The organism is Sphingomonas sp. Ant20 (assembly GCF_000783375.1).
GTDB classification, from domain to species: domain Bacteria; phylum Pseudomonadota; class Alphaproteobacteria; order Sphingomonadales; family Sphingomonadaceae; genus Sphingomonas; species Sphingomonas aerolata.
Map to the genome: position 1 here is coordinate 1 of NZ_JRVI01000080.1, position 14,267 is coordinate 14,267.

Here is a 14,267-nt window from a genome sequence, read left to right on the forward strand (position 1 = left end):
GTCGGGATCCGATCGCGCACGGAGGATAACTTTCGGCGCGCCGGTGAACTCGGCGGGCGCGCTATGGTGAGCCGTACCGAGCACCCGGTACAGGGTGTTCTCGATCGTCACGGCTTCACGAAGCTTAGTCATACCGTGGCTGCCCGAATATTGGCGCCGATCGCTGCATACGACCGCGCGGGAGCTCCATGCGTCTGGAGTGGCAGACTGAGGGGGGCACATGCCACACCGTGTCGGACGGTGGGGCATGGGTTCGACCGGTCTGCCAGCGGTCGAAAGGGAAGGCTGTTGATGCGCACAAGGCTGCATCGGAAGGAATTACGTCGGCGGAGCGGGAGGGGGAGGCGCACCGCGACGCTCGTCGCCCGTGTGGCGACCGAGACAAACTGATGTGAAGGGCGCCGACGGCACGCCGCAGCCGGTGCAGATCACCACCGGCGACACCAACGGGACGATGACCGAGGTGCTGTCGGGCAATCTCCAGCCCGGCGCGCAGGTCATCACCGGCCAGCTCGCGAGCGGCTCGGACGAGACGAAGCGCGGTGGCGGTGGCCGTCGCGGCGGTGGCGCGAGCAAGGGCGGGGGCGGTGGCCAGTAATCCGCCCCTGATCTCGCTGCGCGGCGTCACCAAGACGTACGGCGCGGGCGCGACGATGTTCCAGGCGCTGAAAGGCGTCGACCTCGACATTGCCGGCGGCGATTTCGTCGCGGTGATGGGCCCGTCGGGGTCGGGCAAGTCGACGACGATGAACATCCTCGGCTGTCTCGACGTGCCGAGCGCGGGGACCTTCCTGTTCCGCGGCCATCATGTCGAGACGCTCGACCGCGACCAGCGCGCGCTGCTCCGCCGCAAATATCTCGGCTTCGTGTTTCAGGGGTTCAACCTCCTCTCGCGCACCTCCGCGCTCGAGAATGTCGAGCTGCCGCTCCTGTACCGCGGCGACGAGAAGCGCGCGCGCCGCGCGGCGGCGATGGCCAGCCTCGACACGGTCGGGCTCGCCGACTGGTGGGACCACACCCCCGCCGAGCTGTCCGGCGGCCAGCAACAGCGCGTCGCGATCGCGCGCGCGCTGGTGACGAACCCCGACGTGCTGCTCGCGGACGAACCGACCGGCAATCTCGACAGCGAACGCTCGGTCGAGATCATGCAGCTGCTGACGCGGCTCAACGCCGAACAGAACATCACCGTCCTGATGGTCACCCACGAACCCGACATGGCCGCCTTCGCGCGCACCGTCGTGCACTTCAAGGACGGCCTGGTCGAACGCATCGAAAGCCGCCACGAGCAAGGCGAAAGGGTCGAGTCGTGATGGCCCAACCCCCCGATAAGCCCCTCCCCTTCAGGGGAGGGGTTGGGGGTGGGGAACCACACTCGCCAAGCGAGCAACGCACATGCGTCGCGACCCAACAGAACCCGAAAAACGCCTGTGGCGCGGCCTCTCGAACAGCCAGCTCGGCGGCTTCAAGTTCCGCCGCCAGGCCGTACTCGGCACGAGGATCGTCGATTTCTTCTGCCCGGCCACCGGGCTGATCGTCGAAGTCGATGGCCACACCCACGATCCCGACATCGATCGAAACAGGGACGCCCTGATGCAGCAACTGGGCTTCACGACCATAAGGGTCGGCAACACCGACGTGATGGAGAATGCCGAAGGCGTTCTGCTCCACATCCTTTCCGTCGCGCAGGCGTTGCCGGCGCGGGCACGCTGGCGGCTGCCCCACCCCAACCCAGTGCCGGGTGAAGGATGCCCCGCATCCTTCAGGCCATGCCGGGGGCATGGCCGATCCGACACTCCTGAAGGGGAGGGGCTTTAAGTCATGTTCGGCACCACCCTCTCGCTCGCGCTGCGCTCGATCCGCCGCCATATCCTGCGGTCGTTCCTGACCATCCTCGGCATCGTCATCGGCGTCGGGGCGGTCGTGACGATGGTCACGCTCGGCAAGGCGACGACCGCCGCGGTACAGCAGTCGATCTCCGCGCTCGGCACCAACATCCTCCAGATCCGGCCGGGCCAGGGCTTCGGCCGCGGCGGCGGCGGACCGCGGCCGCCCGATTTCAAGCCCGAGGACGTCACCGCGGTCGCCAACCAGATCGCCGGCGTCACCGCGGTCGCCCCCCAGGCGCAGGCGACCGCCACCGCGATCTATGAAGGCGCCAACTGGTCGACGACGATCAACGGCACCACCAGCGCCTATTTCCAGGTCCAGCCCTGGCCGCTGGCGACCGGGCGGATCTTCACGCCGGTCGAGGAAGCCTCGGGCAAGGCGGTGTGCATCATCGGCAATACCGTACGCACCAACCTGTTCCGCGGCGGCGACGCGGTGGGCCTTCGCATGCGGATCGGCGCGATCAGCTGCGACGTGATCGGCGTGCTGTCGACGCGCGGGCAGGCGGGGTTCGGCGGCGATCAGGACGACGTGGTCATCATGCCGATCAAGGCGGTGCAGCGCCGCTTTACGGGCAATCGCGACATCCGCCTGATGCTGGTGGGCGTCGACCAGAAATTCTCGACCGCGACCGTGCAGGCGTCGATCACCGACCTGCTGCGCGAACGCCGGACGATCACCGCGGGCAAGGAGGATGACTTCAACATCTTCGACACCAAGCAGATTTCCGACACGCTGACCGGCACGACGACGTTGCTGACCGGCATCGTCGCGGCGGTCGCGGGGATCAGCCTAGTCGTCGGCGGGATCGGGATCATGAACATCATGCTGGTATCGGTGACCGAACGCACGCGCGAGATCGGCATCCGGCTCGCGATCGGCGCGGTGGCGCGCGAGGTGCTGTTGCAGTTCCTCGTCGAGGCGATCGTGCTGTCGTGCCTGGGCGGGCTGATCGGGCTGGTGATCGCACAGCTGGCGATCGCGATCATCGCGCCGTTGATCAAGGTTCAGTGGCTGTTCGTGCCCGAGATCAACCTGTTCGCGTTCGGAATCTCCGCGGTGATCGGCGTCGTCTTCGGCTATTTCCCCGCACGCCGCGCCGCCGCGATGAACCCTATCGACGCGTTAAGGCACGAGTGATCGCCGCGCGCGGGTCATGGACCAGCGCCTGCAGCCGCTCCAGATCCTCGGGCGTGTCGATGTCGATCAGCTCGGCCGGCGCAGTCACCACGTGCCGCCCCGCCTTCACCAGGTCGCGGGCACCCGCATCGCCGTCGAGCGAGAGCAGGAAATCGAACCGGTCGCGGGCGAACAGGGCAGGGGGCGACGGCTTCACCCCGTCGCTCGACGCGACCACCGCATCCGCGCTGTCGGCGGCGTCGAGCATCCGGTAGACATGCGCCGCGGTCACGCGCGGCATGTCGGCCAGCGCGATCAGGACCGCCTGCGCGCCGTCGTCCTTGGCGCGCTGCACGCCCAGCTTGACCGACTGCGCCATCCCCGCCGCGGGATCGTCGTTATGCACCACCGCATAGCCATGGCTCGCGAAATCGAGCGTGCAGCCATCGGTGACGACCAGCCGGTCGCGGAACGGGATCGCCTCGAACGCGGTGACGACGTGGAGCCCGACCGGCTTGTTGAGGAACGGCACCTCGAGCTTGTTCGGGATGCCGAACCGCTGCGAGCGACCCGCGGCGAGCAGGATGAGGACGACGTCTTCAGCGGCGATCATGGAAGGCTCCGATCATGGCGGCGGCGACCGACAGCGCAATCTCGGACGGCCCGATCGCGCCGATGTCGATCCCGACGGGCGCGTCGATCCGGTCGATATTCTCAGGGGTCACGCCCGCCGCGGCCAGCCGCTCGCGCCGCGCCGCATGGCTCTTGCGGCTGCCGAGCGCACCGACATAGGCGGCGTCGCTCGCCAGCGCGGCGATCAGCGCGGGGTCGTCGATCTTGATGTCGTGGCTCAGCGTCACGACTGCGGTCGACGGACCCGGGCGCAGCGCGGCGATCGCCTCGTCGGGCCAGCGATCGTCGAGCGTGACGCCGGGAAAGCGCTCGTCGGTCAGGAAGCGCGCGCGCGGGTCGATCACGACCGTCGCGATCCCCAGTTCGCGTGCGAGACCCGCCAGCGCCTGCGCGATCTGCACCGCGCCGACGATCAGCAGGCGGCGCGGCGGATCATAGCGGTTGACGAACACCTCGCCCGTCTCCGCCGGCCGCGCATCGCTGTGCCCGGTGGCGAGATCGGTGGTGACGGTCAGCGCATCGCCCTGGTCGCGCGCCTCGGCGATCCGGTCGAACAATTCGGGGTCGAAGCCCTCGGCGGACACCGGCTGGACCATCACCGCGATCTCGCCGCCGCAGGGCAGGCCGACTTCCCACGCCGCCGCATCCGCGACACCGTAGTTCCGCAGCTGGAACGGCGCGCCCGCGATTACGTCGCAGCGGTGGCGAGGATGTCGCTCTCGACACAGCCGCCCGAGACGGAGCCTTCGAACCGGCCGTCCTCGTGGACCAGCATGTGGCTCCCCTTGGGACGCGGCGCCGAGCCCCAGGTCGAGACGACCGTGGCGATCGCCATCTTCTCGCCCTTCCAGGTCTTTGCCGCGGCAATCACGCTATCGTTTTCGGCCATGTCTTCTCTCTCTTCTCGTTCCTCCGCATCGGCGTGGGAACAGACGTTATACCGCGGGCAAGCCCTCGAGCAGCTTGTCGAGCGTCACCGGGAAATCGCGCACCCGCACCCCCGTCGCATTGTAGATCGCGTTGGCGACCGCCGCGCCCGCACCCGAAATGCCGAGCTCGCCGACCCCCTTGGCGCCCGCAGGGTTCGCCGAATCGTCGATCTCCTCGATGAAATAGGCCTCGAGCTGCGGAATGTCGGCGTTCACCGCGACGTGATATTCGCCGAAATCGGGGTTCACGAACGCGCCGGTGCGCGTGTCGACGACGCCCTCCTCGGTCAGCGCATAGGCGATGCCCCAGGCCATGCCGCCGATGATCTGGCTGGTCGCGGTCTTGCGGTTGAGCACGCGGCCGACGTCGAACACACCGAGCATCCGCCGCACCCGCACCTCGCCGCTGACCGCGTTGACCGCGACCTCGACGAAATGCGCGCCATGGCTCGCCTGGCTGGTCCGCTTGCTCTCCTTGCCCGGCCCGGTCTTGCCCGTCGCGACGATCGGCGCCCCGCGCAGCAGGTCGGCAAGCTTCACCTGCCGCCCGCCCGCGCTGACGCACCCGTCCTTGAGGCTCAGCTCCTCGGGCGCCGCGTTCATCCGGAGCGCGAGCTCGGCGAGGATGTCCTCGCACGCCAGCACCACCGCGGACACCGCGCTGCCTGCACCGAACGACCCGCCCGACCCCGCGGTCGGCGGGAAGTCGGTGTCGCCCAGCCGGACGTCCACGTCCGCGACCGGTAGCCCGAGCATCTCGCCCGCGGCCTGTGCCAGGATCGTGTAGGTGCCGGTGCCGATATCTGTCATGTCGCATTCGACCGCAGCGCGGCCGTCCGCCTCGAGCCGCACGCGCGCCTGCGCCTGCACGGTGAAATTGCCGCGCAGGCTGGCCGCCATGCCGATCCCGATCAGCCATTCCCCCTCGCGCACCGATGCGGGCGCGGGGACGGCGGCGGGCCAGCCGAACCGCTCGGCGCCTTGCGTGTAGCAGTGGAGCATGCGCCGCGTGGAGAAGGGCTTGCCGCTGCCCGGATCGCAATCGGGCTCGTTGCGGCGGCGCAGCTCGATCGGGTCGATCCCGAGCTGGACCGCGAGCTCGTCCATCGCGCATTCGACGCCGAACGTGCCGACCGCCTCGCCCGGCGCGCGGACCGCACCGCTCGCGGGCAGGTCGACGCGGACGAGGTCGGTCCTGAACCGCCGGGACTCGCCGCGATAGAGCGGGATCGTCCCGAACGGCACGGGTTCGAGGAACGGCGCGTCATCATTCTGCGCGGCGACGCTCTCATGCCCCATGCCCTGGATCACGCCGCGTTCGTCCGCGGCGATGCGGATGCGCTGCGTCGTATGCGAGCGGTGGTGGACGACATAGGCGGTCTGGCGCCGCGGCAGCGCGATCTTGACCGGGCGTCCGACCGCCTCCGCGGCGATCGCGGCGAGGATCGCCTCGGGGCCGACGCCGGTCTTGCCGCCAAAGCCGCCACCGACATAGGGCGCGAGCACGCGGACCTTGTCGGCATCGATCTTGAGCACCTTGGCGATCGTCTTGCGCGCGGCGCCGATCACCTGGTTGCTCGACCGCACCGTCAGCCGGTCGCCGTCCCACCAGGCGGTGGTCGCGTGCGGTTCGAGCGCAGCGGGGAAATGCACCGGCGTCGTATAGGTCGCATCGAGCGTCACGGCCGCGTCGCGCATCGCCGCATCGAGGTCGCCCATGTCGACCGGCGGCACGAAGCCGATCGCCGGATCGGTATCGACCGGCTGTGCCTCGACGTCGAACCGGTCCTCGCCCGCCTCGGTCTCGACGCGGACGAGCGCTGCGGCATCGCGCGCGATCGCCTGGTCCTCGGCGACGACGACTGCGACGGGCTGGCCGAGATGAAGGATGACGTCGGTGTCGAGCAGCGGCAGCGCGCTCGAATTGGACTCGCCCGCAGGCATGCGCGGATCGCCGTGGAGCACCGCGATCACGCCGGGCATCGCCTCGGCCGCGCTCGCATCGATGCTGAGGATCCGGCCGCTGCCGACCGGTGTACCGACGATCGCGGCATAGGCGATCCGCTCGGGCGTGCCCTCATAGGCATAATCGGCGACGCCGGTGACCTTGGCCGGCCCCTCGACCCGATCAATCCCGCGCCCGAGAACCCCCTGCGTCGCCCGGTCGAGCCCGGCCGGGCGAAACGTGGCGTCCATTACATGGTCGGTCATAGGCTCGTCCTCGGGTGTGGAGGGTCTGAGATAGGGGGGGCGGGGGTGTTTGACGAGGGTGGCGGCGTGGTCTCAGCGCAACCCCGACGCAGGCCGGTGCCACGCCAGCCCGGCTCACGCGAGGCTCGCTGCCGTCCCCTCACCACCACCCCGGCGGAGGCCGGGGCCCAGTTGGTAAGGTCGTCATAACGAAGGACGATCCGCTGCCAGGAAAGTCCCCCAACTGGGCCCCGGCCTTCGCCGGGGTGGTAGTAGGGAAGGTGGCGCCCACTCCACCTGTTTCCCCGCGAAGGCGGGGATCCAGGGTCACAAGCGACACCGCCCGTGACCCCTGGGCCCCCGCCTCCGCGGGGGAACAGGTCAGACGGCCGGCAACTGATCCAACAGCTTGTCCAACGTAATCGGGAACTCCCGCACCCGGATCCCCGTCGCATTATACACCGCATTCGCAACCGCGGCGCCCGCGCCCGAAATCCCCAGCTCGCCAATCCCCTTGGCGTGGATCGGGTTCGCATGGATGTCGCGCTCGTCGACGAAGTGGACGTCCATCTGCGGCACGTCCGCATTGGCCGGCACGTGATATTCGCCGAGATCGTGGTTCACCAGCTTGCCGGTGCGCGTGTCGTGGATCAGATCCTCGGTCAGCGCGGTGCCGATGCCGAAGGTCATGCCGCCCAGGCACTGCGACCGCGCGGTCTTCGCGTTGAGCACGCGCCCCGCCGCGAACGACCCGAGCATCCGCCGCACGCGCGTCTCGCCGGTGATGACGTTGACCGCGACCTCGGCGAAATGCGCGCCGAAGCCTGCCTGCGACGTCTCCTTCTCCTGCTTGCCCGGCTTGATATGCCCGGTCGCCTCGAGACCCTTGCCGACCAGCTCGCCGATCGGGGTCGAGCGGTTGTCGCCGATCGCCTTGCCGTCCTTCAGCGTCAGGCCGTCCTCGTCGACGCCCATCGCCTTGGCGATCTTGCCGCGCAGCATCTCGCAGGCGAGATAGACCGCGGTCCCCGAAGAGGCCGCACCCCAGGACCCGCCCGAACCTGCCGCGGGGGGATCGTTGGTATCGCCCAGCGACATGGTGATGTTCTCGACCGGGATGCCCAGGATCTCCGACGCGATCTGCGCGAGGATCGTGTAGCTGCCCGTGCCGATATCGGTCATCGCCGACGATACGGTCGCGGTGCCGTCGGGATGGATTTCGACCTTGGCGGACGATTCCATCATCATGTTGCCGCGCACGGCGGACGCGACGCCCATGCCGATCAGCCACTCGCCCTCGCGGCGCGAGCCCGCCTTCTGGCGCTTGTCCCAACCGAACCGGGCCGCACCCTCGTCGAGCGCGCGCGTCAGGTTGCGCGACGAATAGGGGACGTCCTTCTCCGGATCGATCCGCGGATCGTTGCGCTTGCGCAGCTCGATCGGATCCATGTCGAGCTTTTCGGCGAGCTCGTCCATCGCACCCTCGAGCGCGAGCATCCCGACCGCTTCGCCCGGCGCGCGCATCGATCCCGACAGGACGAGGTTCACGTCGACCAGCTCATGCGTGATCAGCCGGTTCTCGCCGCCATAGAGCAGGTGCGTACCGATGCCCGCGGGCTCGAAATAGTCCTCGGTCGACTGGTTCGACGCGAGCGTCTCGTGCCCGATCGCGGTCAGCTTGCCCTCGGCATTGGCCGCGAGCCGGACGCGCTGCTCGGTGTTCGAGCGACGCACGGTCGCCTCGAACACCTGCGGGCGCGACATGACCGCCTTGACCGGACGGCCGAGCTGCTTGGCGGCGATCGCCGCCGCGACGCTCTCGGGCGCGATGCCGAGCTTCGACCCGAACCCGCCGCCGATATAGCGCGCGACGATCCGGACCTTCTTCTCCGACAGGCCGAGCGACTTGGCGAGCTGCTGCGCGTCGGACGTCGGCATCTGATAGGCGCCGTACAGCGTCAGTGAGCCGTCCTCTTCCCATACCGCGGTCGAGGCATGCGGCTCCATCGCCGCCGAATTCTGGCTCGGCGTGACATAGGTCGAATCGACCGTCACCGCCGCGTCGGCCATCGCCGTGTCGACATCGCCCTGCTTGAAATGCGCAGGGGCGGCATCGTCGGGGGGCGTCCGCGTCTCGTCGCGGTGCGCGGCGAAGTCATACTGGCCCTCCGCTTCGTCATAGACGATCGGCAGGCGGGCCGCCGCATCGCGTGCGACCTCGAAGCTCTCGGCGAGCACGATCGCGACGATCTGGCCGAAGAACGCGATGTCCTTGACGCCCTGAGTCGGTGCATCGGTCGCGCCGCCCTGTGCGGACACGCGGATGAACTGGTCGAAGTCGGTGACGACGTCGAGCACGCCGGGGATGCTCTTCACCGCGTCGACGTCGATCGACACGACCTTGCCCGCAGAGATCTTCGTACCGACGAGCACGCCGTAGGCCATGTCGTCGAACTGATATTCCGCCGCATAGGTCGCGGTGCCGCTGACCTTCAGCGGACCGTCGATGCGGTCGAGCGGCTTGCCGATGACGCCCTGGACGCCGCTGTCCAGAAGACTGTCCGGATGCGGCTTGTCCATCGTCAGGCTGTTGGTGGTTCCAAAACCGAACATGATTATGCTCCCGTTACGGTGCGCAGCGTCGCGATAAGCGTGCGACGCGCGAGGGGGATCTTGAAGTCGTTCGAGCCATAGCCCTTGGCATCGGCGAGCAAGGCGGTCGCCGCGGCCTCGAAGGCCTCGTCCGACGGCGCCTTGCCGACCAGCGCGGCCTCGACCGCCGGATTGCGCCACGGCATCGGCCCGAGCCCGCCGAACGCGAGCGAGGCGGACGCGATCACGCCGTCCTGCACGTCGACCACGGCCGCGACCGAGACGAGCGCGAAGGCGTAGGACGCACGATCGCGCACCTTGCGATAGGCCTGCTTGCCCTTGGGCGGTGCGGGCAGCTCGATATGCGTGATCAGCTCACCCGTCTCGAGCACGGTCTCGATCTCGGGCGTCGATCCCGGCAGGCGGTAGAATTCGTGCACCGAGATGCGCCGGCGATCGCCGTCCGCCTTCAGCGTCACGATCGTCGCGTCGAGCGCGCGCATCGCGACCGCCATGTCGCTCGGATGAGTCGCGATGCACTGCTCGCTCGTGCCGAGCACCGCGAGGATGCGGTTGAAGCCGCCGATCGCCGAACAGCCGCTGCCGGGCTCGCGCTTGTTGCACGCGGCGGCGGTGTCGTAGAAATAATAGCAGCGCGTCCGCTGGAGCATGTTGCCCCCGGTCGACGCCTTGTTGCGCAGCTGGCCCGATGCGCCCGCGAGCAGGGCGCGGCTCAGCACCTCGTACTTCGCGACGACGCGGCGGTCGGCGGCAAGGTCGCTGTTCGGCACCAGCGCACCGATCGTCAGCCCGCCATCCTCGCGCTCCTCGATCTTCGCCAGATCGAGGCGGCTGATGTCGACGAGCGTGTCGGGCGTCTCGACCTGCAGCTTCATCAGGTCGAGCAGGTTGGTCCCGCCCGCGATGAACCGCGCGCCGGTCGTCCCGGCATCCCGGACCGCGGCCTCGGGGGTCGCGGGTTTCTCATAGGTGAAGGTCTTCATGCTACCATCTCCCCGCGCGCATCGGCGTCCATCGCCGCATCCTTCTCGTCCGCGGACCGGCCCTTGGGCGCGGTGTCGCCGACTTCACGGATCGCATCGACGATGTTCGGATAGGCAGCGCAACGGCACAGATTGCCGCTCATCCGCTCCGAAATCTCGGCATCGTCGAACTTCGGATCGGTCAGGTCGCCCGAGGCGTGGCTGGCCCAGCCCTTCTTGACCTCGTCGAGCATCCCGACCGCCGAGCAGATCTGGCCGGGCGTGCAATAGCCGCACTGGTAACCGTCATGCCGCACGAACGCATCCTGCAGCGCATGAAGGTTGCCCGGCTGGCCCAGACCCTCGATCGTCGTGATCTCGTCATCCTGGTGCATGACCGCGAGCGTCAGGCAGGAATTGACGCGGCGGCCGTTGATCAGGACGGTACACGCCCCGCACTGGCCGTGGTCGCAGCCCTTTTTCGAGCCGGTGAGGCCAAGATGCTCGCGGCACAGGTCGAGCACCGAGGTGCGGATATCGGGCTCGGCGTCATATGATTGACCATTGATCGTGAAATGCATGGGGTCGCCCCTTCTGGAACCGGGAATTATGAGGACTGAACGCCGATGCGCCGAATGGTTTCCTATTGCGATTGGCTCTCACGGATTGCCGCACTGGTGCTTGGCGTCGCTGGCGGGCAATCTGTTGCGATGACACCGAAAAATCCTCCCTCGACACCCCCGATCGTGATCGCGCACCGCGGTGCGAGCGGGCTCCGGCCCGAACATACGCTCGCCGCCTACGACCTCGCGATCGATCAGGCGCGGACTTCATCGAGCCCGACCTCGTCCCGACGAAAGACGACGTGCTCGTCGCACGGCACGAAAACGCGATCGCCGACACGACCGACGTCGCCGACCATCCCGAATTCGCCAGCCGCCGCACGACGAAGACGATCGACGGGCAGAGTCTTACCGGCTGGTTCGTCGAGGATTTCACGCTCGCCGAGCTGAAGACGCTGCGCGCGAAGGAGCGGCTGCCGAAACTCCGCTCCGCCAACACCGCCTATGACGGCCGGTTCGAGATCCCGACGCTCGCCGAGATCATCGCGCTCGCCAAGCGGCGCTCCGCCGAGACGGGCCGCACGATCGGCATCTATCCCGAGACCAAGCACCCGACCTATTTCGCCGGCATCGGCCATCCGACCGACCTGCTGCTGATCGCGCAGCTGAAGGCGGCCGGCTGGGATTCGGCGACGGCACCGGTGTTCATCCAGTCGTTCGAGGTGAAGAACCTCCAGCGCCTCCATGCGGTGACGCGGGTGCGGCTGATCCAGCTGATCGACGGTGAGGGCGGCCCCGCCGACGCTGCGCAGCCTAGCTATGCCGCGATGATCACGCCCGCGGGCCTGAAGGCGGTGGCGGGCTATGCCTACGGCATCGGCCCGAACAAGGGCATGCTGTGGGCGGGCACGACGCCGTCGCCGCTCGTCGCCGACGCGCATGCCGCGGGGCTGCGCGTCCATCCCTGGACCTACCGCGCGGAAAACATGTTCGTCCCCGACCGCTTCCGCCGCGGCACCGACCCCGCCGCGCACGCCGACATCGCCGCGGAGATCGACGCCGGGCTCGCGCAAGGTATCGACGGATTCTTCACCGATTTTCCGCTATACGGGGCGCAGGCGCGCGATCGGCTGCGCGCGGGAGTGAAGTAGATGCGTAAGGTTCTTCCCGTTCTGGCGATCCTGCCCCTGATGACCGCGGGCTGCATCAGCACCGCGACGCGATCGTGAAGGCGCCGTTCCAGGTCGCGGGCAAGGCGGTCGACTGGACCACCACCAGCCAGGAGGAATCGGACCGCAATTACGGCCGCAAGATGCGCAAGCAGGAGGCCGAGGAGGGCAAGCAGCGCAAGGAACTCGCCAAACGCTGCAGGAAGGACCCCCGGCGCGGCGAATGTGGGCAATATCAGGCTATCGCGCGGGGGAGTGATAGCCCACCAAAAAACACCACCCCGGCGAAGGCCGGGGCCCAGTTGGGAAACGGAAGTAACCTAGCGCTGCCCTCAGTCAGCAACGTCCCCCAACTGGGCCCCGGCCTCCGCCGGGGTGGTAAGGTGAAATCCCTCCCGCTTCCTGTTCTCCCGCGAAGGCGGGAGCCCAGTCTGTGTCCCCGCCTTCGCGGGGACACAAAGGGGGGGCAACCCTTCAAAACCACCACATCACCGTAGCCGGAAACGGCGTCCACCACCCGACCCGCACGCCTGCGAACCGCAGCGCATCCCCCGTCCACGCATTGCACGTCGCCACCCCGCTATAATGCCCCCGCGCGTCGTAGAACGCGTCATAGCCGGCATAGCCGGATAGGCCCGCCCCCCCCGGCCGGATCGTCGCCGCGATATACCCCGCCAGCCGCCGATACTCGCGCTCGCTCAGCATCACCGCGCGCACATCGCTACCCGTCACCGGCGCGGCGAGATGTTCGACGTGCAGCAGCACCGCGTCGCTGCCGGTCGCCGACGCCAGCACGGTCCGCAGCTTCACGTCCGCCCAGGTCGGCGTCTCGAGGAAGAACGCCTTCTCCCCCCAGCCGATCGCAAGGTGATCGAACGCGGCATAACGCGGGTCGCGCAGGTCGCCGGGCCGGGCAAACCCGCGCCAGTCCACCCCGGCCGCGACCTTCGGGACGATGATCCCGGTATGCACCCCGTTGCTCTCGACGAAGATGCGGATGCCGCGCGGGGGAGGGCGCCAGTCCCGGTTGGTCGGGATCGCCCCGCCAACCAGCCCCGCCACCGCATAGCTCGCAGCCAGTGCGAGGACGACCGCAAGGATCCTTAACGACCAATGAATCCAGCGCGTTTCCGTTGTCATTCGGTCATGCTAGACGATGGCCATGCTAGAAGAAACGCACGTGCTCAGCACGCCGCCCGAAGGGGCACCCGACTGGACGATCCCGCAAAACTGGTCGAGCTATACCGCCGAGGATCATGCGACCTGGGACACGCTGTTCGCGCGCCAGTCGAAACTGCTCCCCGGTCGCGCCTCGAACGCGTGGCTGCGCGGGCTCGACGTGCTGAAACTCTCGAAGCCCGGCATTCCCGATTTCGAGGAACTGTCCGAACGGCTGATGAAGCTCACCGGCTGGTCGGTCGTCGCGGTGCCCGGCCTCGTCCCCGACGACGTGTTTTTCGATCACATGGCCAATCGCCGCTTCGTCGCGGGCAATTTCATCCGCCGTCCCGACCAGCTCGACTATCTCCAGGAACCCGACGTCTTCCACGACGTGTTCGGGCATGTGCCGATGCTCGCCGACCCGGTCTTCGCCGACTACCTCGCCGCCTATGGCCGCGGCGGCCAGCGCGCGCTCGGGCTCGACGCGCTCAAATATCTCGGCCGGCTCTACTGGTACACGGTCGAATTCGGCCTGATCGCCGAGCCCGAGGGGCTTCGCATCTACGGCTCGGGCATCGTCTCGAGCTTCGCCGAAACCCGCTTCGCGCTCGACGACCCTAGCCCCAACCGCATCGCCCTCGACCTCGCGCGGGTTATGCGGACGGAGTACCGGATCGACGATTTCCAGCAGAATTACTTCGTCATCCCGAGCTTCGACGAACTGCTGCGCCTGACGGTCGAGACCGATTTCGCACCGCTGTACGAGGAACTGAAGGCCCAGCCAGACATCCCCGTCGCCCGGATCGAACCCGGCGACGTCGTGCTGACACAAGGCACGCAGGCCTATGCGAACGCCAAGGCCACAGGCGCCGCATAAAGCCACCACCCCCGGCGAAGGCCGGGGCCCAGCTGGGATAGCGGTGCGATTCATGCGCGAAGCTTCACCCAACTGGCCCCCGGCCTCCGCCGGGGCGGTGTAGAGTGTGAGGCAAGGCGCAGGCCGTACCCCAATGTTCCCCCGCGAAGGCGGGGGCCCAGACT

General features: G+C 68.2%; 11 protein-coding genes and 2 pseudogenes. 6 read left to right on the forward strand and 7 right to left on the reverse strand.

What is annotated here, in order from left to right; translation table 11 throughout:
* Positions 1-391 precede the first annotated feature (391 nt).
* From NI18_RS11660 to NI18_RS11675, 4 genes are all read left to right on the forward strand, one after another.
* Positions 392-598 carry a hypothetical protein gene (locus NI18_RS11660; protein ID WP_037530011.1) on the forward strand — a complete coding sequence of 69 codons (207 nt, stop codon included), beginning with the start codon at positions 392-394 and terminating at the stop codon, positions 596-598.
* Between the two features lie 55 nt (positions 599-653).
* Positions 654-1,310 (forward strand): ABC transporter ATP-binding protein, encoded by a 657-nt coding sequence (locus tag NI18_RS11665; RefSeq protein WP_081874217.1) that lies wholly within the window; start codon positions 654-656, stop codon positions 1,308-1,310.
* Between the two features lie 82 nt (positions 1,311-1,392).
* A complete protein-coding gene (locus tag NI18_RS11670) occupies positions 1,393-1,815 on the forward strand; it encodes a DUF559 domain-containing protein (protein WP_084215168.1) in 423 nt (140 codons plus the stop codon).
* Positions 1,816-1,818: 3 nt separating this feature from the next.
* On the forward strand, positions 1,819-3,027 hold the full coding sequence (locus NI18_RS11675) for an ABC transporter permease (protein ID WP_031440131.1): 1,209 nt from the start codon (positions 1,819-1,821) through the stop codon (positions 3,025-3,027).
* Here the strand turns inward: NI18_RS11675 and NI18_RS11680 are convergent.
* The 6 genes and pseudogenes from NI18_RS11680 to NI18_RS11705 form a co-directional block, all read right to left on the reverse strand.
* Positions 3,002-3,619 carry a nucleotidyltransferase family protein gene (locus tag NI18_RS11680; protein WP_037530012.1) on the reverse strand — a complete coding sequence of 206 codons (618 nt, stop codon included), beginning with the start codon at positions 3,617-3,619 and terminating at the stop codon, positions 3,002-3,004. The two genes, NI18_RS11675 and NI18_RS11680, sit on opposite strands and share 26 nt — an antisense overlap.
* Positions 3,606-4,528, reverse strand: a pseudogene (locus NI18_RS11685) (XdhC family protein). The gene NI18_RS11680 and the pseudogene NI18_RS11685 overlap by 14 nt, the downstream one beginning before the upstream one ends.
* 46 nt (positions 4,529-4,574) lie before the next feature.
* The gene (locus NI18_RS11690; protein ID WP_037530013.1) at positions 4,575-6,779 is read right to left on the reverse strand and encodes a xanthine dehydrogenase family protein molybdopterin-binding subunit; all 2,205 of its coding nucleotides are present in this window, start codon (positions 6,777-6,779) and stop codon (positions 4,575-4,577) included.
* Positions 6,780-7,139: 360 nt separating this feature from the next.
* Positions 7,140-9,371 (reverse strand): xanthine dehydrogenase family protein molybdopterin-binding subunit, encoded by a 2,232-nt coding sequence (locus NI18_RS11695; protein WP_037530015.1) that lies wholly within the window; start codon positions 9,369-9,371, stop codon positions 7,140-7,142.
* Between the two features lie 2 nt (positions 9,372-9,373).
* Positions 9,374-10,354 carry a xanthine dehydrogenase family protein subunit M gene (locus NI18_RS11700; protein WP_037530016.1) on the reverse strand — a complete coding sequence of 327 codons (981 nt, stop codon included), beginning with the start codon at positions 10,352-10,354 and terminating at the stop codon, positions 9,374-9,376.
* Positions 10,351-10,914, reverse strand: a complete 564-nt coding sequence (locus NI18_RS11705) for a 2Fe-2S iron-sulfur cluster-binding protein (protein WP_081874216.1) — start codon at positions 10,912-10,914, stop codon at positions 10,351-10,353. The genes NI18_RS11700 and NI18_RS11705 overlap by 4 nt, the downstream gene beginning before the upstream one ends.
* A gap of 129 nt (positions 10,915-11,043) precedes the next feature.
* Between NI18_RS11705 and NI18_RS11710 the strand changes: the two are divergent.
* Positions 11,044-12,047: pseudogene (locus NI18_RS11710) on the forward strand (glycerophosphodiester phosphodiesterase).
* Between the two features lie 492 nt (positions 12,048-12,539).
* Here the strand turns inward: NI18_RS11710 and NI18_RS11715 are convergent.
* Positions 12,540-13,205, reverse strand: coding sequence for a TIGR02117 family protein (locus NI18_RS11715; RefSeq protein WP_037530017.1), 666 nt, complete (start codon positions 13,203-13,205; stop codon positions 12,540-12,542).
* A gap of 22 nt (positions 13,206-13,227) precedes the next feature.
* Here NI18_RS11715 and phhA point away from each other — a divergent pair, with 22 nt between their 5' ends.
* On the forward strand, positions 13,228-14,103 hold the full coding sequence (gene phhA, locus NI18_RS11720) for a phenylalanine 4-monooxygenase (protein ID WP_037530019.1): 876 nt from the start codon (positions 13,228-13,230) through the stop codon (positions 14,101-14,103).
* Positions 14,104-14,267 lie beyond the last annotated feature (164 nt).